We start from the raw sequence: 21,832 nt of genomic DNA on the forward strand, positions 1-21,832 counted from the left end.
AATAGGCGCTGTGGAGTTAAATCCAGAGCAACACAAAGAAGCTGCTTAACAATTTAGGCGACAACTGTCTTGAAAAACGCCGTAAATTCCAAATTCGAATAAGCATACTCAGAGAGCGCATCAACCAAAAAATTAACAAGACATATATGGACGCTCCCTTGAAGTCAAGACGAGCTAATGTATAAACATCAAAATTGATGCCTTTATTTTATTATCATGTATCCCATTTCACAGTCATGATGCGTCACAAGCTTGCTGAAAAGCAAAGGTACTGACATATATTCGAGCTATGGTGTCATGATTGTCATGCGCCATGCTCCTAATGAGCTTCGTACCAAGGGACCTAAAAAATATTCACCCAAACGAGATTTAATCTCGTGTCTTTATCTGGTTAACCTTGGTTAGCGTGCGCTTTTTGTTTCATTATAAGTGAAGTACATACAGGATAAGCGTATGTTACGACTTAAGTGCCCAAACACCCACTCAGGTTTTAAAACCTATGTCTTCGACGGGCTGTCTTAAGTCGTAAACTCGGGTGTGATTGGTGTGTAAAATACGCATAATTAAGCATCCTTTTGTGTATTCTGCACAAACTGAGGTGAGTAGAGAGTTTGCTTGGTCAGCAATATCCACATCAGTCGCGCCAATCTGTGTGCGGTGGCGACTACCACACAATTAAAGTGTTTTTTCTCGCGAACTGGTTTATCCACTGGCTTAGCGCATCTGTTTTATGGTGGCTTCTGGCGATAAGGGCGCGAGCACCGTGAATAAGTTGTTTTCGTAGGTAACTGTTGCCGCGTTTAGTAATACCAGACATTTTACTTTTATCGCCTGATGCGTATTGTTTAGGTGTTAATCCTAGCCACACACCGAGTTCTTTTGCGCTCTTAAATGCCTGACCGTTCCCGATTGATGCTGCATAGACTGAGGCATTGAGTACACCCACGCCAGGGATAGAGTGAAGTATTTTAGCGTTTGTATCCCGTTCAACGTGTGCAGTAAGCATCGCTTCAATAGCTTTAATGCGTTTAACAAGGGTTTTGTATTCGGTGTAAATATCACTCACCATTATGCGCAGCTGAGGGCGAAGCTCAGAATCACTTTCTAAGGCAATTATCCCTTGCTCAAACGCCTTAATACCGACAGGAAATACATACCCAAAATCGACCAATAAACCGCGTAACTGGTTGGTTGCAGCAATCCTGTTTTGCAGAAGTCGCTCACGTATCTTATGGAGCATGAGTATTTCTTGCTGAGCTTCGGTTTTAATAGGAACGAATTTAATATGAGGGCGTAAGCTTGCTTCATAGATAGCAAGTGCATCGTTACTGTCGTTTTTATTACCGCGAACAAAGGGGGTAACGTGTTGTGCAGGAATAAGGTCAACGGTATGACCGTAAGACGAAAATACTCTTCCCCAGTAGTGGGAAGAATAACAGGCTTCCATCACCACGCGGCACGGAGGGGTATTAGCTAAGAAGGCGTTGAGTTTAGCTCTGTTTAAGCGTTTATTGCATTCTCTTTTATGGTTAGAATTAAAGCCAGCGACTTGGAATACATTTTTTGCCAAATCAATTGATAATGTGCTAATTTTCATGAAGGACGTTCCCTTTTAACTGAGTGAGTTCAATTACCAGTTTGGCGCATTGACGCCGTTTTGGGGAGCGTCCATCTCATCACCCATCCTAAATTTTTGCGAAAAAGCCAACAAAAACATCATGAAGAGTACATTATTATAAATAATGAATCACGCAAAAAGCTGAGCTATGTAGACAAAATGAAAGTAAAAGTAGATAGCCCAATGGGGCGACGATAGCTGTTTATTAAAGAATGGCAAACGACTAGGCTGTATTGAACCGGCTTTCCTTCAAATAAAAAGCGGAACATTACAGTGAATAAAGGGATGAATAAATTGACCTTACGGGGTCAAACGAAAGTGAATGCCTTACTTCACGCTGCGGCAACTGTATTGTCTTGTTCATAATATAGAAAAACTGCAAAACACGATGCATTAAGAAGGGTAAGCCCTTTTAACCTAAATAAAAGCCACTCAACCACTCGTAACCACTTCCAAAACGCCAATTTAAACAACACCAAACACTTCTTTATATGCTGCGTAAAAATACAGTAATCGATTGAACCAAAATAGGAACTCAGCTATGGTTTGTTTATCAATAAAAACAAATTAAAAAACGAGTTAATCTACAGGCTCGTTATATTTTTCTTAGAGTGCGGAGTTAACATCCATGCTTTTATGCAATATCCGCACTATAAATATCTGGTTGTTCTTATATTCTTTGTAATAAATTACATGGCTAGCTTGCGGATATTTACTATAGCCTTCTCTAATGTAATCACAGTTAATGCCTAGCTCGGGATCAATCGATAATAAATGAAACGTATTATCTAATACTTTAAGGTAATCATTTCGCTGGGAAAGTCCCCACGTTATTTGAGTATATTTAGCTATTTTTATTAAGTCTGTTTTTGCTTTCGAAGATAATACAAACTTATCCATTAATGGTTATCTTTATCTAATTCAGTTAATAGGTTCTCATAGCTGTACTCGGCAACACCGCTTTGCTCACCTTGGATTAGCATATTACGTAAATTTAATAACTTAGCTTCTTGGTCTTCCAAAGCTCTTAATCCAGCTCTAATAATTTCACTTGCAGAGCCATAACGACCAGTGTTAAGTTGTTGGTTTATAAACTGATCGAAGTGATCGCCTAATGTTACGCTTGTATTTTTAGCCATAATATAAAACCTCATAAGTACCTAGATATAATATATTATGGTATAAAAAATATAACAAGTCACTTAAAAGGACAAATAACAATTGGTTTTGGTTTTTGCTCCTGCGTTGCTTATTTTAACCAACCACCTGTATCGAGAGTTGCGCCTTTGGCGGAGTGTGGGATTAGCAAATGCTTTTCAGCAGTGAGGACTGCATCACACGAACAATATTGATGAAGCGTACACAGAGAATTATGTAGGCCATAGGCGCTATCGTGGCCCTGAAGTGCTGGTATCGCTCCGATAAATATTAGATCTGACTGACGAGGTTAATAAATTAACGTGACACCCATCTTAATTGGGATAGCTTTGTTTGTTCAATTAAGGTGCCTGTCTTGCTTTTTCTTGTTATATAAATTAGCTGTTTATGTGCGTCGACACTCAAATAAGTTTATAGTAAGGTAATTATTGTTCGCTTGCCTATACGCAATAGAAAAGGCTGCAATGTGCAGCCTTTTGAAGTGTTAAACAACAATTTTACTCGCTAAGCGTCTTGCTTGGCTTCTTCTTCACTAATTTGTTTTAGTGCTTGAATGAATGAGTCGCTTGGTTGTCCGCCAGTAAGTGCATATTTATCGTTTATGATAAATGTAGGGACTGAAGTAATACCCATTTGTTTAAAGTTGTCTTGCTCTTGGCGTACGTCTTGTACGTATTTGTCTGAATGTAGAATACCGCGCGCAGTTTCTTTATCAAGACCTACTTTTTCAACAACGTCGAGCAGTGCTTCTTCTTGATTTAAGTATTTTAAATCTGTGAAATGCGCTTCAAAAAAGGCGAGTTTTAACTCGGTTTGCTTACCTTCTTCACGTGCCCACATTAATAAACGATGCAAATCAAAGCTGTTGATCATGATGCGTTTGCCATCAAAATTAAAGGTAAATCCAGCACGTTGACCTGCTTCGAACATGTTTTTACGATTTTCGTCGCCTTGCTCTTCACTTAAGTTGTACTTTTGCATTAAGTGTTCGTTTAAGTCTTGACCTTCAATTGGCATATCTGGATTTAGTTCAAAAGGATGCCATGTAATATCTGCGCTCATTTCGTCTTTAAGTTGCTCTAGTGCAGTTTCTAGGTTTTTATAACCCACTACACACCAAGGGCACATTACGTCTGAAACGATATCAATTTTAAAGTTTTTCATATTTATCCTTTTGAGGATTGCTTATAACTAAGTATAAAAAAGGATATTGGGACGAAGTATGCATTATCAATCCTCAAACTAAAAAGAGCAGCTAAACAGCTGCTCTTGAAGGTAATCAGTTTTAGGCGTTAAGCCCAAATGGGTCATCGATGCTGTGGCTAGGCTCTGTAAACCAATGAGGGCCGTTGTCGGTCATGTAAAAATGATCTTCTAAACGTACGCCAAATTCATCGGGTATAACTAACATTGGCTCGTTACTAAAGCACATGCCAGGGGCAAGTGGGGTTTTATCACCGCCAACTAAGTATGGCCATTCGTGAATATCTAGCCCAATACCGTGGCCCGTTCTATGTGGGCAACCCGGTGTTTGATACTGCGGCCCGAGCCCTTGCGCGGCTAAATAGTTACGTGCGCCAGCGTCTACGTCTTCGCAGGTAGCGCCAATTTTAGCTGCATTAAATGCCGCCATTTGCGCTGCTTTTTCGTGATCCCAAAACATGCGTTGGCGCATTGTTGGTTCGCCAAATACATAAGTACGGGTTATATCTGATAGGTAATCGTGTACTTTACAGCCGGTATCTATTAATACCATATCGCCTTTTTTAAGTACTTGAGCGTCTTTAACACCGTGCGGGAAAGACGTTGCAACACCAAATAAAACAATACAAAAATAGTTACCTGGCGCACCTACTTTTTGATGTGCTTGCTTAATAAAGGCTTCTACTTCGGTGGTGGTTATTCCCTCATAAAGCATGCTTGCTGTGGCTTGATGTACGGCTAAGGTCATGTCCATCGCGCGCTGCATTAAGCTAAGTTCATTAACTGATTTATGCATGCGGCAATGCGCCGTTACGGGTTGTGCATTTATGAGTGTTAAACCCGTTTGCGCTTTATTAATGCCGTCGAATATAAAAAATTGCGCGCTTTCATCAATGCCAATGGTTGCGTTTTCATTAATGTTTAGTTTTTTTAGCACTTCGACAAAGAGTGCATAAGGGTTTTCGTGCTCTTGCCATCCGTGAATAGGCCCATCTATTACTTTAAACCCGTTTAATGAGCCAATCTCAAAGTACGGTGCTATATATTGAACGTCACCAAGGGCGGGTAATATTGCGCCAACCATACGCTCGCTCGCGTACCATTTCATGCCTGTAAAGTAGGTTAGATTGGTGCCAGCGTTTAAATAAATTGCATCTATGTTGTTTGCTAGCATATACGCTTGCGCCTTGGCTATGCGCTCTAAATGTTCGTCAGCAGCAATAGGGGTTAGCGTTTGCGTCATATTACTTAAGCTTGCCAGCGCTTGCTCGCTTGATTGTGTACCTATACCTATGGTGGTCATGTTTTTCTCCTTGGTTTTTAGGCATTGTGCGCAATGTGAAAAGGGAATTCAATTTTATGAGATAACATGCGCGCTAAGGTTTTTTTGCATAAGGCAGGCGCATTAATTTATTACTTGTGTGGTAGCTATCAAGCCCGGTTACTGCAACTGTTTCTATTGCTTGTAAATCTAAAAAGCCATCACTTTGTAGTGCTGCTTTATCTACATATACATCCATAATTTCGCCAATAACAAGCTCGGTACCATTGATGGCTAAATGTTGGTTTTCTACAAATTTAACCGAGTACTTTAAACGGCTTTCTTGTACAAAAGGCGCTGCAAAGTCGTTTAAGTACTCAGGTGTTAAGCCTGTAGCGTCAAACTCAGACTCGTCTTTATCGTAACGGGCTGAAGTTTGATGAGCTTGCTTATAAATTGACTTATTCACTTGGTTTATGGTGTAAATGCCCGTTTGTAAAATATTTTCAAACGTATGACGCGGCACACTGTGAGGGCGTATTATCATTGCGACTAACGGTGGATTTGCACCTAAGTGAATAACGGAGCTGACAATAGATAGGTTGGTATTGCCAAGTAAGTCTTGCGTACCAATTAAATTAGCGCTTTTAAAACCCGAAAGAGAATTAATTAAATGAGTACGGGTATGTTTTTCAAGTGCGTCTATTTGCGCTTTAGTAAAATGCATTAAAAGTCCTTACCACGGTATTGTAGAGCCTTGCCAATCTAAATAAGCAGGTTCACCGTTTAGTTTTAAATCAGGGTTATTGTTTGTTAATTCAAAAAGTTGCTTAGCTACAAATTCAGGTGTAAATAATTTACCTGCAGGTACGTTTTTTTGAAAAGATTTTGAGAGTTCTGTATCGGTGGTGCCTGGATGAAACAAAATGAGTTTGGTATTTTTAGCACGACGAGCAAGCTCTATAGCAGCGGTTTTAAATAGCATATTAAGCGCGGCTTTAGACGCTCTGTAAGTATACCAACCACCTAATTTATTATCGTTTATGCTGCCTACGCGCGCACTTAGTGCTGTAATTGTGCACTGCGTTTTATGGGTTAACAGCGGCAATATACTTTGCAAGCACAGCAATGGGGTGAGGGTGTTTGCACTTATAATCTCATTAAAATAATCAGCATTTAAATCTTCTAATTTTTTCTCTGGCATGTGCTTAGCGTTATGAAGTTTACCATTGAATATAATAACTTGGTGTAAATCGGCTTGCGTGTCTTTTAAGTGCTGGGTAAAAATAGCCAAGCTTTTTGCGCTGTAGTCAGTGCTAAAGTGCTCAATATTTGTTGAGGCACTACTGCGGTATTCACTTGAGCTTACACACAGTACTTTAAATTGCGATGCATGGTTATTTAAGTGCTCAATATACGCTTTTGCAATTGCGCTGCTTGCGCCAAATAAAACAATGGTTTTCATTTATCACCTTTTGGTTTTATACCGCATTGGCCGTTACTGCACTGAGTATTTGGCATTAAAAAGCGACTGATGGGGTGCCGATACTTAGCAAATAACAGGTATCCGCAGTCAGCGAAAAAGCGAATTATTGGCAAGCGAAAAATTTTCAACCAGCCGTGTTTACCCACTATTTTCCATGCTTCGTACGTTACATCAAGCCCGTAAATCATTTCACCTGATTGCTTTTGAGCTTGCAGGTAGTTCATTGCTTTGTCTTTATCAATATACGAGTAGCGTTCACTAAAATCGGTGGCGTTAAGATCTTCAAACGCAATTTTATTGTCAGTATCAAACTGCTTTAGTTGTGTCATTTCGGTGCTGCAAAGAGGGCAGTTGCCATCGTAAAAAATGATCATAAAATAGGTTAGCGTTTATTTTTCATATACTTTTTTACGACATAGCATTGCAAATGGATCTATTAAATTTTGCTCCATGATGATATTAATAGCACTCCACGAAACAAAGGAGAATGAGAAATGAGTGAACAATATACCGCCTTGCGAGGTAATGTAAATTTACTAGGGCAACTACTAGGACAAACAATTAAGGATGCCCAAGGCCAAGCGATTTTAGATAAAGTTGAAGAAATTCGTGCTTTATCAAAGTCATCTCGCAGTGGTAATGAAGACGACAGACAAGCGCTAATAGATATACTCCACGCGCTTAGTGATGAAGAGCTTTTACCGGTTGCCCGTTCATTTAATCATTTTTTAAACCTTGCTAATGTAGCAGAGCAATTTCATACCGTTTCGCGTTTTAACGACGTTGGCCTTGGTCAACAAAACCCTCTCACTCAAACATTAAAAACGTTAGCTACAAAAGCAGAACAAGGCCAGTTAGACAGTAATCATTTGGCCGAAACACTCTCAAAACTCCACATAAACTTAGTACTGACCGCTCACCCAACCGAGGTTACGCGCCGTACTATTATTAACAAACACGTTGAACTAAGTGATTGCTTAGCGTCATTAGAGCGAAAAGATAACTTAGTGCAAGAGCGAGACAATATTTTAAATCGTATTGAACAGCTGATTAGCCAAGCTTGGCATACCGACGATATTCGTCGCTCTCGCCCAACGCCAGTTGATGAAGCCAAATGGGGCTATGCAGTAATAGAAAATAGCCTGTGGCATGCGGTTCCGCGCTTTTTACGTGAATTTTCAGCGAATGTTAAAGACCAGTTGAGCTTAGAGTTACCAATAGATTACAGCCCAATTGAGTTTACATCGTGGATGGGTGGAGACCGTGATGGTAATCCGTTTGTAACATCGCAGGTAACAAAAGAAGTGCTTGATCATGGTCGTTGGATGGCACTTAACTTATACATTCAAGACTTAAAAACGTTGTGCGCTGAACTCTCTATGTCAGATGCCAGTGATGAGCTTGTTGAGCTTGCAGGGCAGGAATTTGAACCATATAGAGCAGTAATCAAAAAGCTTAAAAATCAGGTTGCAGAAACAGTGGCGCACTTAGGTGCTAAAATTAAAAATAAGCGCAGCGATTCACAAGATTTAATTACTAATATTAATCAGCTTAAGCACCCAGTTGAAGTGTGCTATCGCTCGTTATTAAAGTGTAATATGAAAGTAGTTGCGGATGGCTTATTACTTGATTTACTGCACCGTATAAATAGCTTTGGTTTGCGTTTAGCCAAACTTGATGTGCGCCAAGATTCATCTCGCCACGGCGATGTGTTTTCAGAACTGACTCGTTATTTAGGTTTAGGCGACTACAACCAATGGCAAGAGCAAGACAAACAAGCATTTTTACTTGCAGAGCTTAACTCACGCAGACCGCTTATTCCAAAACATTGGCAACCAAGCCCAGATGTACAAGAAGTACTTGATACCTTTGATGTAATTGCCAAGCAAGACGAAGAAACATTTGGTTTGTATATTATTTCGATGGCACGAACAGCTTCTGATATTTTAGCAGTGCAATTGCTGCTAAAAGAAAGCGGCTGTAGCTTTGATTTACCAGTAGCGCCGTTGTTTGAAACACTCGACGATTTAAATGCAGGCAGTGATGTAATTACTACATTGCTTGATAATGTTTGGTATCGCGGGCACATTAAAAACACGCAAAATGTGATGATTGGTTACTCTGATTCTGCCAAAGATGCCGGCATGATGGCAGCAGGTTGGGCGCAGTACGAAGCAATGGATAAACTAGTACAGCTTGCTGATGCACGCGGTATTGAGCTTATTTTATTCCACGGACGTGGTGGTACAGTAGGGCGTGGTGGTGCACCTGCGGCGCAAGCGCTTCACTCACAACCGCCTGGTTCATTAAAAGGGGGTTTGCGTGTAACAGAGCAAGGCGAGATGATTCGCTTTAAATTTGGTTTACCGGATGTAGCACTGCAAAGCTTAAATATTTACGCAGGCGCAGTTCTGCAAAGTAACTTACTACCGCCGCCGGAGCCAAAGCCAGAATGGCGCGAGGTAATGAAGCTAATAAGTGAGGAGTCGTGTGAACACTACCGTAACGTAGTTCGCCACGATGAAAACTTTGTGCCTTACTTTAGAATGGCAACACCTGAACTTGAGCTATCTAAATTACCGCTAGGTTCACGCCCTGCAAAACGTAATCCTAATGGCGGCGTTGAAAGCCTGCGTGCTATTCCGTGGATTTTTGCGTGGAGTCAAAACCGTTTAATGCTTCCGGCATGGTTAGGTGCGTTAACTGGTTTAAAAGCAGCGCTTGATAAATACGGCGCGGAAACACTCAACGAAATGAGCTTACAGTGGCCGTTCTTCAGATCGCGCTTAGAAATGCTAGAAATGGTATTTAGTAAAGCCGATTGTTGGTTGAGTGAGCATTACGATAATGCGCTGGTGGAAGATATGTACAAACCATTGGGTGTAACGCTTCGTAAAGAGCTACAAGAAGCGATTAGCCTAGTACAGTCACTTAGCCCACAAAAAAGCTTACTGGCTGAACAGCCATGGATTAAGGAATCGATTAACTTACGTAACCCGTACACCGATCCACTTAATTTATTACAAGTTGAGCTACTTCGCCGAGCACGTTCAAGTGAAAAAGGCAGTGAAGGCGATATTGATAATGCATTAATGATCACGATGACAGGTATTGCGGCAGGTATGCGTAATACCGGTTAACATGTTATTTTGTTAGGTATACCAATTAATTATTTTGTTGGGTATATCAGTTAAAATTAAAGGGAGCACGCGATGTGCTCCCTTTTTTTACGTTAAATAGGCTGGTATTTAACGCCCTAACCTTTTAAACTACGTAGCCATTGAATAATTAAAAAATGTTATGGCTTCAGCAACTTTTACTGTACAGCAAGATACAGCACTTACAAATTCGCACATCACATTAAACGTAGCGCAAACTCAAGCATTACGTAGTCAATTAAAAAACCAACGTGGCATATTAAATTCCAATAATATTAAACAGCTATGCTCACAATTCAACGTATCTGATGATTCATTATTACAAGGTTTAGTGCCTTTAGCTTCTGAGTATGCCGTTGCACCGGTATCAGATTTTCATGTTGGTGCAATTGTTAAAGCACTTGATGAAAACGGTGAGATAAACTTTTACTTTGGTGCAAATGTAGAGTTTGATCATCAGGCTCTTAGCCTTGTGGTGCATGCAGAGCAGTCGGCAATTAATAATGCATGGCTAAACGGCGCTAAAAAAATAGTTAAAATAGCGATTAGCGATGCACCGTGTGGGTATTGTCGCCAGTTTATGAACGAACTCGCTGATGCTAAAGAGTTTGATATTTTATTGCCAGAGCAACACTTTAAATTAGCAGAGTTACTGCCTCATTCGTTCGGGCCGACTGATTTAGGCAACGCGTTTAGCTTGTTTAATCCAGAGCCTCACCAGCAAGTATTTGCAAATACTCAACTAGATGAAAAGCTAGCAAGTACAGCATTAAACGCATACGTACCCTATAGTAAAAACTTTAGTGCAGTAAAAATTAGTACATTTGAAAATGGTGATTTTTACGGAAGTTACGCAGAAAACGCAGCGTACAGCCCAAGCTTGTCGCCACTACAAAGCGCACTTAGCCAATTATTTATCGCAGGGCTTAGCTTTAACGAAAGTACAGTAAAATCAATTACACTTTTAGAAACCGCAGGCCATGAAAACCAAGCGGGTGTAGCACGTGCTGTACTTGCAAGTTTTAATAATCTACCGGCAATAGAAGTAATTAGTGCACAGCTAAAATAACCTTTCAAAAACAATAAAGCACAGCCAGAGCTGTGCTTTATTAAAATGTGCCATTCTATCGAATTAAATAACTCACTAACTGCGTTAAAAATTATTCATATAGGACAACTATACTTCATAATTTTTGCCTTGTTACTGAGCCATTTTCTTATCGTTATAATAGCCCATTAATAATAGGATCTGTATTAATCAAGCAATACTTTAGCCGCTTCTAATACTACCGCTACAGATTTACGCTCAATTTCACCATGGTCAACATTTGGTATTTCTTGGCGAGTACGATTAACAAGTACGCCGGCAACACATGCTGCTTGTAAACCAAGGGCTGCACACATAGTAAATAATGTTGCTGATTCCATTTCGTAATTCATCACGCCCAGTTTTTGCCACTCTTCACAGCTACCTTGTAGTGATTTAGGAACGTAACCAGAATGCGTATCGTAACGCTCTTGTCCCGGGTAGAATGTATCGCTTGATGCAGTAATACCAATATGGAAATCGATATTTAAGTTTTTACATGCTTGTACCATAGCTTGTGTTGCATAAAAGTCAGACACAGCAGGGTAGCTAAGAGGGGCAAAATGTTGGCTAGCACCGTCTAAACGTACAGACGCTTGGCTAATTAAAATTTCGCCTTCATTAATATGTGGTTGAATCGCACCGGTTGTACCAATACGTAAAAACTTACGCACGCCAAGTTGTGCTAATTCTTCTACTGCAATCGACGTAGATGGACCACCAATACCCGTAGAACAAATAACCACTGAGTGGCCGTTTAATTGACCTAAGTAAACATGAAATTCGCGAGTTTGAGCTAGGCAGGTTGGGTTGTCTAGGAATTGAGAAATACGTTTTGCACGATCAGGATCGCCCGGTACAATCGCAAGTTTTGCACCTTTAAGATCGTCAATACATAGTCCTAAGTGAAATACCTTTTCCATAACTAAGCCTTTTATAATAATTTGTTGTCAATCTAGCATCATTACTAGAAACGTATATTAAGTACAGGACGATTGTCCGATTTATCTTAACTCCTCCAATTAAACCTTAATAATTTTAAGTACTAATTTGATTTATTCACCAACTATGAATATTCAATCAAGCACTTATATTCGCAGCTCCGTTACAGTGTTGACTTGTTCAAGCAGACATAATAAGTATCACTCAAGCGCGTAACTACAATTTAAAAGTTGATTGCCGAATCATTAAAATATCATTTAAATTCATTTGCTTATGGCTTTTTGATTGCATGAAAGTAAACGTATTTATTTACATTAGGCACTCACTTATTTAGAAAAACGAAATTTATTTGAAGTTTAGGCATTTTTAGTAATTTTGCATAACTAATCAAAAGTAATCGAAACTAATTAGCTGCGTACAGAACAAAAACCGAAGGAGTTTACTATGAGCACACAATTTGAAGCATTTAAAAACAAAGTTGAACACTATTTATGTTCACCAGGCGATGGTGTATTTACAGTAAACACCGCTAAAGAGCGCAAAGCCGCACTACGTAATAAGCTTTATGGGCAAACCGAAAACGTAGATTCACTTTGGCGCGACTCTTTAAATGAGCTACCAAATTCTCCGCATAAAGCCGTTATGTTAGGTATTAGCTCAGACTGTGGCGGTGGTATTTTACGCGGCGCAAATTGGGGGCCGTTATTTGTGCGCTCAGCGTTAATTGATCAGCAGCCGCAGTGTCATTCGTTTGATTTAGGCGATGTACGTGTAATCCCACATTTACTTCACGATAAATACTTAAATGATGCAACTATTTCTAATTGCCAAAAAGCGTTATACGGTAATGAAGATAACGATTATTACGTAAGTCCGTTATCAATCACAGAAGATGTGTGCGACAGCTTTTACGCAACATTTAAAGATAAAGGCATATTTGGTATTGGTGGCGATCACTCAATTAGTTACCCACTTACTAAAGCGTACTTAAAAGCAAAGCGTGAGCAAGGTAAACGCACCGCTATTATTCACTTTGACGCGCATACCGACTTACTTGTTGAGCGCTTAGGCATAGATTTATGTTTTGGCTCGTGGTGTACACATATTTTAGAATTTTTACCGGCACCGCATCATTTAATTCAGTTTGGTATACGCTCAAGTGGTAAGCCAAAAGCGCATTGGGAAAGTACCTTTGGTGTTAAGCAGCACTGGGCACATGAAATTATTGAGCGCGGTGCAGCGGCCGTTGCTGCTGATGCAATTGCACAGCTAAAAGCCGATAACGTTGATGAGGTTTACGTAAGCTTTGATATTGATGCGCTTGATGCCGAGTTTGCATCTGCCACAGGTACGCCAGAGCATAATGGTTTAACACCTCAGCATGCGCTTGATATTTTATCAGCTATTGCGGATGAGTTCCCGATTACGGGTGCTGATATGATGGAAATAGCCCCCTTTACCGACAGCTCTTTAGTGGGTCAATCAAGCTCTGAAACAACACTTAGAGAAGGCGCTAAAATTTCAGCATTTTTAATTAGTGCGATGAACAAGTAATACGGCCTATTAGATAAACGTTGTAATAGCGCTTATAGCTAGCTTTGTATACTGACAGAGCTAGCTTTTATAGCTTTAGCCTTTATAAACACTTAACTTTCCTCCTGTTATTTATATTTTAGCGTAAATTACGCGTTTTCAATCCTCGATTAACTTTATAATATTATGAAATTTAAAGATTTATATGTATTTAATAAATATAAATTGCTGCGTTTAAAAAACCGATTATAATCCAGCTGCTTTTTGTTTAAAAAAGCGCTAACTTTTTGGAGCGTTAAATGGGTGATTTAATCGGGATTAGCTTATTGATCTTGATCAGTGCGTTGTTTGCTATGTCAGAAATAGCAATTGCAGCGTCGCGTAAAATAAAACTGCGTGTAATGGCAGATGAAGGAAATATAAAAGCAGCAGCGGTACTAAAGCTACAAGAAAATCCAGGGGCTTTTTTTGCCATGATCCAAATAGCACTTAATGCTATAGCAATACTCGGTGGTATTGTGGGCGAGCAGGCGCTATCTCCTTATGTTGAAAGTGTGTTGGTATTGTTTTACCAAGGTGCACATTTAGAAAAAATCAGCTTTTTGTTCTCGTTTTTTACTATTACATCCTTATTTATATTGTTCGCCGATTTAATGCCAAAGCGCTTAGCGATGATAATGCCTGAGGCCGTTGCAGTTCGTGTAGTAACCATTATGCGCTGGGTTACCTTTGCATTAACTCCGCTGGTAATGTTTTTTAATGGTGTAACTAACTTTGTACTGCGCTTATTTAAAGTGCCCGCTGAGCGAGAAGACAATGTAACAACAGAGGACATTGTTGCCATGATGGATGCAGGTGCTGCGTATGGTAGCTTGCAAAAGCAAGAGTATGAACTCATTGGCAATGTGTTTGACCTAGAAGCGCGTTTTTTATCAAGCGTAATGACGCCACGTGACCAAATTGTATATTTTGATTTAAACGAATCTAGCCATGATATTGCCACTAAAATTATAGATCATCCTCATAATCACTTTTTAGTGGTATCAGGAAATTTAGATAAGTTGCATGGCTCTGTTGAATCTAAAGATATTTTACGACAAGTCTTAAAAGGCGAAGCCGCCAATATAAACGACGACTTGATTGATAAAGATGTTTTTTACTTACCCGAAACATTAAGCCTATCAGAAGCTTTAAATGCGTTCAAAAGTGCAGCAAAACCATTTGCGGTAGTAGTAAACGAATATGCGCTTTCAGTGGGTATTGTTACGGTTAAAGATTTAATGAAAGGGTTTATGGGTGATTTAATCACTCACCAAGGCGACGAATTAATCATAGAACGCGATAAAAACTCATGGCTTGTAGATGGACTAACGCCAATTACAGATTTAGCAAAAGTACTTGATATAGAAGAGTTTCCTGCTCAGATGCACTATGAAACAGTTGCTGGATTTTTAATTTACAACATGAAGCGAATACCTAAACGCGCAGAGCATTTAACTTTTGCTGGCTTTAAGTTTGAAGTTGTTGATGTTGAAGGGATTAGGGTAGAGCAATTGTTAGTTTCAAGGGTTATCACCCCGCAGACTACTATTACCCCTTAAAAAACTAGGTATGACGCTAGTCGTTTATATAAATAGCCAAGCTATATTTGCTTGGCTTTTTTGTGTTTGTTAGAAGCTTTGTTCCTAAAATAAAAAATTATTTCAATATGTTAAGTCGTTTTATTTTCATACAAGTTTAATCCTGTTGTCATCTAATTAACATCAAATACGACCTAATACGTATATTGCACTGGGGAGTGTAAGTTTGTGTAAATTTCTTCTAATTAAGATTCATTTTCAGCGCGTTTTAATTTAGAATGATCGTTCACTCTAAACTAAAAGGTATTTAACATGCAGCGTTCCCGCATCGCTTTATTTGTATTATCAGCCCTCGTCGGTTCTGTTGCTTTAACTGGTTGTGACCAGGCAGCTGAGCAGTCACAAGCTTCAGCTCCTAAAGCTGTGCCAGTGGGTGTACTTACATTAAAAAGCCAAGCGCTTACTCTCAAAAAAGAACTTCCTGGTCGTATCAGTGCATTTCAAATTGCTGAAATACGCCCTCAAGTAAGTGGTATTGTGCAATCTCGTTTATTTGTAGAAGGTAAAGAGGTTAAACAAGGCCAGGCTCTGTATCAAATAGATCCTGCGACATTTGAAGCTGACTTAGCAGCAAGTGAAGCAAGCGTAGCGCGCGCACAAGCAAGCATTGCGAGTTCTAAATCAAAAGCATCGCGTTATAGTGAATTATTAAAAATTAAAGCCGTCAGTCAACAAGATTTTGACGAAGCAGACGCTGCTTACAAGCAAGTAAATGCTGAATTATTAACGGCTAAAGCGCAGTTAAAATCGGCGCAAATTAACCTTGATTACAGCCACGTGTCTTCACCAATTAGTGGTCAAATTAGTAAATCAAGCGTAACAGTGGGTGCACTAGTCAGTGCCAATCAAAGTACTGCACTTGCTACCGTAACTCAGCTAGATCCAATTTATATTGATTTAACACAATCAAGTAATGAGCTTACCCAACTTAAAAAAGCATTATCATCAGGTGCACTAAGCGTTGATTCTACTAGCCAAACTGACGTTGAACTTATTATGGAAGATGGCTCTATTTATCCTCATAAAGGTACATTGCAGTTCTCCGAGGTGACCGTTGATCCAAGTACTGGCTCAGTAACATTACGTGCTAAATTTTCAAATCCAGAAAAACTATTATTGCCAGGAATGTATGCACGCGCTTCTATTGTAGAAGGTGTTAAGGCGGATGCTATTTTAGCCCCGCAACGTGGTGTTAGCCGAAACTCAAAAGGTGAACCAACGGCAATGGTTGTGAGTAAAGAGAATACTGTTGAAAGTCGTGTTTTAAAAGTAGATAGAACGATTGGTTCTGATTGGCTTGTTACCGATGGCTTAATGGATGGCGATAAGTTAATAGTTGAAGGCTTACAAAAAATCCGTCCTGGTGCACCAGTGAATCCTTCTGAAATTCAATCGTCTGCTAAAGCCGATCAAGCGCAATAACGGAGAGTTTTAATGTCACGATTTTTTATCGATAGACCGATATTTGCTTGGGTACTCGCTATTGTAGTGATGCTTGCAGGTATTTTGGCGATTAGGAGTTTACCTATTTCGCAGTATCCTTCAATTGCACCACCTGCAGTGAGTATTACGGCAACGTACCCTGGTGCGTCTGCGCGTACACTTGAAGATACGGTAACGCAAGTTATTGAGCAAAAAATGAAAGGGCTTGATGGCTTACTTTATATGTCATCAACATCAGAATCTAGCGGTTCTGCTACGCTTACACTTTCGTTTAGCGCCGAAACAGACCCTGATATTGCACAAGTTCAAGTGCAAAATAAACTAGCAACAGCAACTCCACTCTTACCAGAAGCCGTACAAAGGCAAGGTGTTGTGGTTGCAAAGTCAGCGCGTAACTTTTTAATGGTTTATGCTTTTGTGTCTAAAGATGGCAGCATGACCAATATTGATATTGGCGATTATGTTTCATCAAACGTGCAAGATATTGTCTCGCGTGTTGAAGGCGTAGGTGAAGTACAGTTGTTTGGTTCTCAGTACGCAATGCGTATTTGGTTAGACCCTGCAAAGTTACAAAACTATAAGCTTACACCAGCTGATATTAGCGCTTCTATTTCTGCACAAAATGCACAAGTATCTGCCGGTCAACTAGGCGGTATGCCAGCGGTTGATGGTCAGCAACTTAATGCAACAGTAACGGCGCAAAGCCGATTACAAACGCCAGAGCAATTTGAACAAATTTTAGTTAAAACCAATCCAGATGGCTCTTTTGTTCGCCTTGAAGACGTTGCTAGAGTAGAGCTTGGCGGCGAAAGCTACCGCGTTGTTGCTCGTTACGATGGACAACCAGCATCAGGCTTAGGTATTAAACTAGCCAGTGGTGCTAACGCACTTGATACTGCCGCTGGAGTTAAAAAAGCAATTGAAGAGTTAAAGCCATTCTTTCCTGAAGGGTTAGATGCTGTTGTACCTTACGACACAACGCCGTTTGTATCGCTCTCTATCGAAAAAGTTATTCACACCTTAATTGAAGCCGTTGTACTTGTTTTTGTAGTTATGTATTTGTTCCTACAAAACTTTAGGGCAACACTTATTCCAACTATTGCAGTACCTGTGGTTTTACTAGGTACATTTGGTATTTTGTACACTTTTGGTTATTCAATAAATACGTTAACGATGTTTGCGATGGTACTTGCCATAGGCTTATTGGTAGATGACGCAATCGTTGTTGTAGAAAACGTAGAACGATTAATGACTGAAGAAAAGCTCTCAGCGCTCGAAGCTACGCGTAAATCAATGGACGAAATTAAAGGTGCGCTGGTAGGTATAGCGATGGTGCTTTCGGCTGTATTTATTCCAATGGCATTTTTTAGTGGCTCGACGGGTATTATTTATCGTCAGTTCTCTATTACATTGGTATCGGCAATGGGACTTTCGGTATTGGTTGCCCTTATTTTAACACCAGCACTGTGTGCTACGTTATTAAAACCAAGCCATGTTCATGACGATAGCTCGTTTATTGGTAAGTTTTTCTCTGGATTTAACCGTGGTTTTGATAAAACGAATCGCGGTGCACAAGGCTTTGTAAGCCGTATGATCAACCACTCTAAGCGTTACTTACTTATTTACGCTGTGATAGTGGGTGGCATGGTGTATGTATTTTCACATTTACCAACCGCATTTTTACCAGACGAAGACCAAGGTATTTTGTTTAACCAAGTTTCATTACCAGCAGGCTCTACAACACAGCAAACGCTTGAGGTTGTTAAAAAGGTAGAAAATCACTTTTTAAACGATCAATCTGAAGCAGTAAACGGTATTTTTACCGTGACTGGTTTTAGTTTTGCAGGCTCTGGTCAAAACTCAGCAATTGCCTTTGTTAACCTTAAACATTGGGATGAACGTCAACGTGACGAGTTATCTGTTCAAGGCGTTGCAGGTAAAGCGATGGGTTACTTTTCGACAATAAAAGAAGCGTTTGTGTTTGCATTCCCGCCACCTGCAATTGTTGAGCTGGGTACTGCTAATGGCTTTAATATTTTCTTACAAGACCGTGTAGGCCTAGGCCACGATGAGTTATTAGCTGCACGAAATCAATTATTAGGTTTAGCAAGTCAAAGTCCAATTTTAGCGGGTGTACGTCCAAACGGACAAGAAGATATGCCAGAGCTGCAACTTGATACAGACCTTGCAAAAGCCGAAGCGCTTGGCGTGTCGCAAAACGATATCAACAGTACACTTTCGACAGCATGGGGTAGTAGTTATGTAAATGACTTTATTGACCGTGGTCGAGTTAAAAAAGTGTATATGCAAGGTGACGCACAATCGCGCATGGTGCCTGAGGATCTAAATAAGTGGTATGTGCGCAATAATAATGGCGATATGGTGCCGTTTTCAGCCTTTGCTAGTGCTTACTGGACTTACGGATCACCTCGCTTAGAGCGTTACAATGGTTTTTCAGCAATGGAAATTCAAGGTAGTGCAGCGCCGGGTTACAGTACAGGCCAAGCAATGGATGAAATGGAACGTTTAGTTAAACAGCTACCAAATGGTATTTCGTCTGAATGGACCGGTATTTCATTCCAAGAGCGCTCTAGTAGTGGTCAAGCACCTTTACTATATGGCTTATCGCTGTTGTTTGTATTTTTATGTTTAGCTGCACTTTATGAAAGTTGGTCGGTACCATTTGCGGTAATGATGATTGTGCCACTGGGTATATTTGGTGCAATTATGGCGGCGCTTGGCGGTGGCTTATCTAACGATATTTACTTGCAGGTAGGCTTGTTGACTACCATTGGTTTAGCCTCTAAAAATGCGATATTAATTGTTGAATTTGCTATTCATAAAATGGATGAAGGACTAGGGCTAGTTGATGCTGCAGTTGCTGCAGTACGCCTTCGCTTACGTCCAATTTTAATGACTTCAATGGCATTTATTTGTGGTGTAATCCCACTAGCAATCGCCTCAAGTGCGGGCTCTGGCGCGCAAAATGCGCTAGGTATTTCAATTATTGGTGGCACACTTGCATCATCAATATTAGTTGTTGTTTTTGTACCGCTATTCTTTGTGTTAGTTCGCCGTGTATTCCCAGGTAAAGCTAAAGAGACAACGAAGGAGAGTGCAGAATGAGTATTAAAACATTCAGCCTAAGTGCCATTGCTTTATTAGTACTAAGCGGTTGCCAACTTGCACCAGAGCAAAAAGATCTTGCTCTACCAGTATCTGATGCTTATGCATCAGATACTGAGCAAAGCTCAGCTCAGCAATTAAATTGGCAGCAGTTTTTTAATGATGAAAAACTACAAACATTAATTACGCAAAGCCTTGAGCATAATAAAGACATGCAAATTGCAGTGCTTAACGTGCAGCGTGTTCGTGGTTTGTATCAAATTGAAGATTCTGCTTTGTATCCGTCGCTTGATTTAAATGCTTCTGGTACGCGCCAGCGTTTACCTGCTGATTTATCAAGTACTGGCGATGCAGCTATTAGCTCGCAATACAGTGCAACGGTGGGTATTACCTCTTACGAGTTAGATATTTGGGGCAAAGTGCGTAATCAATCGGCGCAAGCATTGCAAAATTTATACTCTACAGAGCTTAGCCAATACAGTACGCAAGTGTCTTTAATTTCAGAGCTTGCAAATGCATGGCTTAATTACGCAACAGACTTACAACTGCTTGAGCTTGCAAAAGAAACGTTAACCTCTCAGCAAGAGTCATTATCGCTTACGCAAAAAAGCTTTGATTTAGGCGCTACGTCTTCAATTACGCTTGAGCAGCTTAAAAGCACAGTTGCTACAGCAAAAGTAGACATAGCAACGTACAAACGTTTGTTAAAGCGTGATAAAAGCGCTCTAGATTTATTAGTGGGTAAATCTGTTTCGGCTGATTTACTGCCTAATAAAGACCTTACCAACTTGATCAGCATGCCAGAAGTACCGGTTGGCTTACCGTCTGATTTGCTATCGCAGCGCCCAGATATTAAAGCCGCTGAGCATTTACTGCTTGCTGCAAATGCCAATATTGGTATTGCACGTGCGGCGTTTTATCCAAGTATTAGCTTAACGGCCAATGCGGGGTCTGCTTCAAGTGATTTGAGTGGCTTGTTTGATTCGGGCTCAGGTACATGGAGTTTTGTACCGTCAATTAGCTTACCTATTTTTAATATGGGACGTAACCAAGCTAATCTTGATGTAGCAAAAGCAGATCAAGAAATTGCAGTGGCTACGTATCAACAAAAAATTCAAAATGCGTTTCGCGAAGTGGCCGATGCACTTGCCGACAGAGAAGGTTATCAAGAGCAATTAAGTGCGCTTGATATGCTTATAAGTAGCCGACAAATCACGTTTGATTTATCAAAAATGCGCTACGAAAAAGGCGCAGACAGCTACTTACAAGTACTTGATGCTCAGCGTACTTGGTATGGCGCGCAGCAACAGTTAATTAGCGGCCAGCAATCATATCTTGCTAGTCAAATTAACTTATACAAAGCACTTGGTGGCGGATGGAATACGAGCGACAAAACAACTCAGGAAGAGCAGTAATATTAGCAGCTCGCTTGCGAGCTGCATTTTAATGATACAGCGAGGCTATTTATAGTACTCGCTTTACTGAGTTTAAGACTTAGTAGTGGAGTTGAACATGAAGCCTAAAGCAAAAAGGCAAACAGATCCCGCGATAGCACTGGCTAGGCGTGAGCAAATATTAACAGCTGCTGCAGAGTGTTTTCGCCGAAAAGGTTACCACGGTGCAGGCATGGCTGAAATATCTAAAACAGCAGGGATGAGTGCAGGCCATATTTATAATTACTTTGAAAGTAAAGAAGCAATTATAGAAAGCATTATTGAAAAAGACATGGAAGAGATGTTTTCTATCTTCCAACAGTTTGAAGATCATCCTGGTGATGTACTTCAAGCGCTCATTGATGGCTTAAACATTGGTGTTCAAAGACATATGGACACGGGCTCGTGTGTTATTGATTTAGACATGATGGCTGAAGCAGGTCGAAATGTTAAAGTGGCAACACTTTTACGCGAAACTGATGTTCAGGCAAGAGATCGCATGAGGCAGCTTTTAACAAGTGAGCGAAGTGCGCTAAAAGATATTGATGAACTTGAACTTGAAAGCCGAATTAATGTTATTTTTTCGATGATGGCAGGGTTGTTACTTAGAAAGTTACTCTACCCTGAGCTAACCGAAGAAACAGTATTAATAGCGCTTCGCCCAGCGATGAAAACATTACTGATGCCATTTGATAAAGCACAGTAAAGCGCAAAATAGATAACTAAAAAGTAAGCTAGCCAACT

General features: G+C 40.2%; 16 protein-coding genes and 1 pseudogene. 8 read left to right on the top strand and 9 right to left on the bottom strand.

Going from position 1 to position 21,832, the window contains the following annotated elements:
• Nucleotides 1–563 precede the first annotated feature (563 nt).
• The 8 genes and pseudogenes from GQR55_RS06955 to GQR55_RS06990 all read right to left on the bottom strand — a co-directional run bounded on the left by GQR55_RS06955 (nt 564) and on the right by GQR55_RS06990 (nt 7,100).
• Nucleotides 564–1,597 (bottom strand): annotated as a pseudogene (locus GQR55_RS06955) (IS110 family transposase).
• Nucleotides 1,598–2,224: 627 nt separating this feature from the next.
• On the bottom strand, nt 2,225–2,518 hold the full coding sequence (locus GQR55_RS06960; RefSeq protein ID WP_165724952.1) for a type II toxin-antitoxin system RelE/ParE family toxin: 294 nt from the start codon (nt 2,516–2,518) through the stop codon (nt 2,225–2,227).
• Nucleotides 2,518–2,757 carry a type II toxin-antitoxin system ParD family antitoxin gene (locus GQR55_RS06965; protein WP_166420011.1) on the bottom strand — a complete coding sequence of 80 codons (240 nt, stop codon included), beginning with the start codon at nt 2,755–2,757 and terminating at the stop codon, nt 2,518–2,520. The genes GQR55_RS06960 and GQR55_RS06965 overlap by 1 nt, the downstream gene beginning before the upstream one ends.
• 523 nt (nt 2,758–3,280) lie before the next feature.
• Nucleotides 3,281–3,940 carry a DsbA family oxidoreductase gene (locus GQR55_RS06970; RefSeq protein WP_008134379.1) on the bottom strand — a complete coding sequence of 220 codons (660 nt, stop codon included), beginning with the start codon at nt 3,938–3,940 and terminating at the stop codon, nt 3,281–3,283.
• Between the two features lie 121 nt (nt 3,941–4,061).
• On the bottom strand, nt 4,062–5,282 hold the full coding sequence (locus tag GQR55_RS06975; RefSeq protein WP_166420012.1) for a Xaa-Pro peptidase family protein: 1,221 nt from the start codon (nt 5,280–5,282) through the stop codon (nt 4,062–4,064).
• Nucleotides 5,283–5,355: 73 nt separating this feature from the next.
• Entirely contained in the window at nt 5,356–5,967 is a 612-nt protein-coding gene (locus GQR55_RS06980) for a flavin reductase (RefSeq protein WP_166420013.1), read from the bottom strand.
• Between the two features lie 9 nt (nt 5,968–5,976).
• The gene (locus GQR55_RS06985; protein WP_166420014.1) at nt 5,977–6,705 is read right to left on the bottom strand and encodes an SDR family NAD(P)-dependent oxidoreductase; all 729 of its coding nucleotides are present in this window, start codon (nt 6,703–6,705) and stop codon (nt 5,977–5,979) included.
• The gene (locus GQR55_RS06990) at nt 6,702–7,100 is read right to left on the bottom strand and encodes a DUF393 domain-containing protein (RefSeq protein ID WP_166420015.1); all 399 of its coding nucleotides are present in this window, start codon (nt 7,098–7,100) and stop codon (nt 6,702–6,704) included. The genes GQR55_RS06985 and GQR55_RS06990 overlap by 4 nt, the downstream gene beginning before the upstream one ends.
• A 120-nt stretch (nt 7,101–7,220) precedes the next feature.
• Here GQR55_RS06990 and ppc point away from each other — a divergent pair, with 120 nt between their 5' ends.
• Together ppc and cdd are read left to right on the top strand one after the other, a co-directional pair.
• Complete coding sequence (gene ppc / locus GQR55_RS06995; protein ID WP_166420016.1) at nt 7,221–9,866, top strand: phosphoenolpyruvate carboxylase; 2,646 nt, start codon at nt 7,221–7,223, stop codon at nt 9,864–9,866.
• A 160-nt stretch (nt 9,867–10,026) separates the two neighbouring features.
• Nucleotides 10,027–10,953 (top strand): cytidine deaminase, encoded by a 927-nt coding sequence (gene cdd, locus GQR55_RS07000; RefSeq protein WP_166420017.1) that lies wholly within the window; start codon nt 10,027–10,029, stop codon nt 10,951–10,953.
• Between the two features lie 185 nt (nt 10,954–11,138).
• Here cdd and udp read toward each other — a convergent pair whose 3' ends face one another.
• Nucleotides 11,139–11,894, bottom strand: coding sequence for a uridine phosphorylase (gene udp, locus GQR55_RS07005; protein WP_166420018.1), 756 nt, complete (start codon nt 11,892–11,894; stop codon nt 11,139–11,141).
• Between the two features lie 463 nt (nt 11,895–12,357).
• On the opposite strand from udp, the gene GQR55_RS07010 reads away from it, so the two are divergent.
• From GQR55_RS07010 to GQR55_RS07035, 6 genes are all read left to right on the top strand, one after another.
• The gene (locus tag GQR55_RS07010) at nt 12,358–13,467 is read left to right on the top strand and encodes an arginase family protein (protein WP_166420019.1); all 1,110 of its coding nucleotides are present in this window, start codon (nt 12,358–12,360) and stop codon (nt 13,465–13,467) included.
• A 278-nt stretch (nt 13,468–13,745) separates the two neighbouring features.
• Nucleotides 13,746–15,047, top strand: a complete 1,302-nt coding sequence (locus GQR55_RS07015) for a hemolysin family protein (RefSeq protein WP_166420020.1) — start codon at nt 13,746–13,748, stop codon at nt 15,045–15,047.
• 291 nt (nt 15,048–15,338) lie between these two features.
• Nucleotides 15,339–16,508, top strand: a complete 1,170-nt coding sequence (locus tag GQR55_RS07020; protein WP_166420021.1) for an efflux RND transporter periplasmic adaptor subunit — start codon at nt 15,339–15,341, stop codon at nt 16,506–16,508.
• A 12-nt stretch (nt 16,509–16,520) separates the two neighbouring features.
• Entirely contained in the window at nt 16,521–19,655 is a 3,135-nt protein-coding gene (locus tag GQR55_RS07025; protein ID WP_166420022.1) for an efflux RND transporter permease subunit, read from the top strand.
• Nucleotides 19,652–21,070 carry an efflux transporter outer membrane subunit gene (locus GQR55_RS07030; RefSeq protein WP_166420023.1) on the top strand — a complete coding sequence of 473 codons (1,419 nt, stop codon included), beginning with the start codon at nt 19,652–19,654 and terminating at the stop codon, nt 21,068–21,070. Before GQR55_RS07025 ends, GQR55_RS07030 begins: the two co-directional genes overlap by 4 nt.
• A gap of 97 nt (nt 21,071–21,167) precedes the next feature.
• Nucleotides 21,168–21,794, top strand: a complete 627-nt coding sequence (locus GQR55_RS07035) for a TetR/AcrR family transcriptional regulator (RefSeq protein WP_166420024.1) — start codon at nt 21,168–21,170, stop codon at nt 21,792–21,794.
• Nucleotides 21,795–21,832: the final 38 nt, after the last annotated feature.

The sequence above is a fragment of the Pseudoalteromonas sp. Z1A8 genome (assembly GCF_011378855.1).
In the GTDB taxonomy this organism is placed as follows: Bacteria; Pseudomonadota; Gammaproteobacteria; order Enterobacterales; family Alteromonadaceae; genus Pseudoalteromonas.

Coding starts and splice junctions, on each gene's coding strand:
- GQR55_RS06960 (WP_165724952.1), bottom strand. CDS start 2,518: ATGGATAAGTTTGTATTATCTTCGAAAGCAAAAACAGACTTAATAAAA.
- GQR55_RS06965 (WP_166420011.1), bottom strand. CDS start 2,757: ATGGCTAAAAATACAAGCGTAACATTAGGCGATCACTTCGATCAGTTT.
- GQR55_RS06970 (WP_008134379.1), bottom strand. CDS start 3,940: ATGAAAAACTTTAAAATTGATATCGTTTCAGACGTAATGTGCCCTTGG.
- GQR55_RS06975 (WP_166420012.1), bottom strand. CDS start 5,282: ATGACCACCATAGGTATAGGTACACAATCAAGCGAGCAAGCGCTGGCA.
- GQR55_RS06980 (WP_166420013.1), bottom strand. CDS start 5,967: ATGCATTTTACTAAAGCGCAAATAGACGCACTTGAAAAACATACCCGT.
- GQR55_RS06985 (WP_166420014.1), bottom strand. CDS start 6,705: ATGAAAACCATTGTTTTATTTGGCGCAAGCAGCGCAATTGCAAAAGCG.
- GQR55_RS06990 (WP_166420015.1), bottom strand. CDS start 7,100: ATGATCATTTTTTACGATGGCAACTGCCCTCTTTGCAGCACCGAAATG.
- ppc (WP_166420016.1), top strand. CDS start 7,221: ATGAGTGAACAATATACCGCCTTGCGAGGTAATGTAAATTTACTAGGG.
- cdd (WP_166420017.1), top strand. CDS start 10,027: ATGGCTTCAGCAACTTTTACTGTACAGCAAGATACAGCACTTACAAAT.
- udp (WP_166420018.1), bottom strand. CDS start 11,894: ATGGAAAAGGTATTTCACTTAGGACTATGTATTGACGATCTTAAAGGT.
- GQR55_RS07010 (WP_166420019.1), top strand. CDS start 12,358: ATGAGCACACAATTTGAAGCATTTAAAAACAAAGTTGAACACTATTTA.
- GQR55_RS07015 (WP_166420020.1), top strand. CDS start 13,746: ATGGGTGATTTAATCGGGATTAGCTTATTGATCTTGATCAGTGCGTTG.
- GQR55_RS07020 (WP_166420021.1), top strand. CDS start 15,339: ATGCAGCGTTCCCGCATCGCTTTATTTGTATTATCAGCCCTCGTCGGT.
- GQR55_RS07025 (WP_166420022.1), top strand. CDS start 16,521: ATGTCACGATTTTTTATCGATAGACCGATATTTGCTTGGGTACTCGCT.
- GQR55_RS07030 (WP_166420023.1), top strand. CDS start 19,652: ATGAGTATTAAAACATTCAGCCTAAGTGCCATTGCTTTATTAGTACTA.
- GQR55_RS07035 (WP_166420024.1), top strand. CDS start 21,168: ATGAAGCCTAAAGCAAAAAGGCAAACAGATCCCGCGATAGCACTGGCT.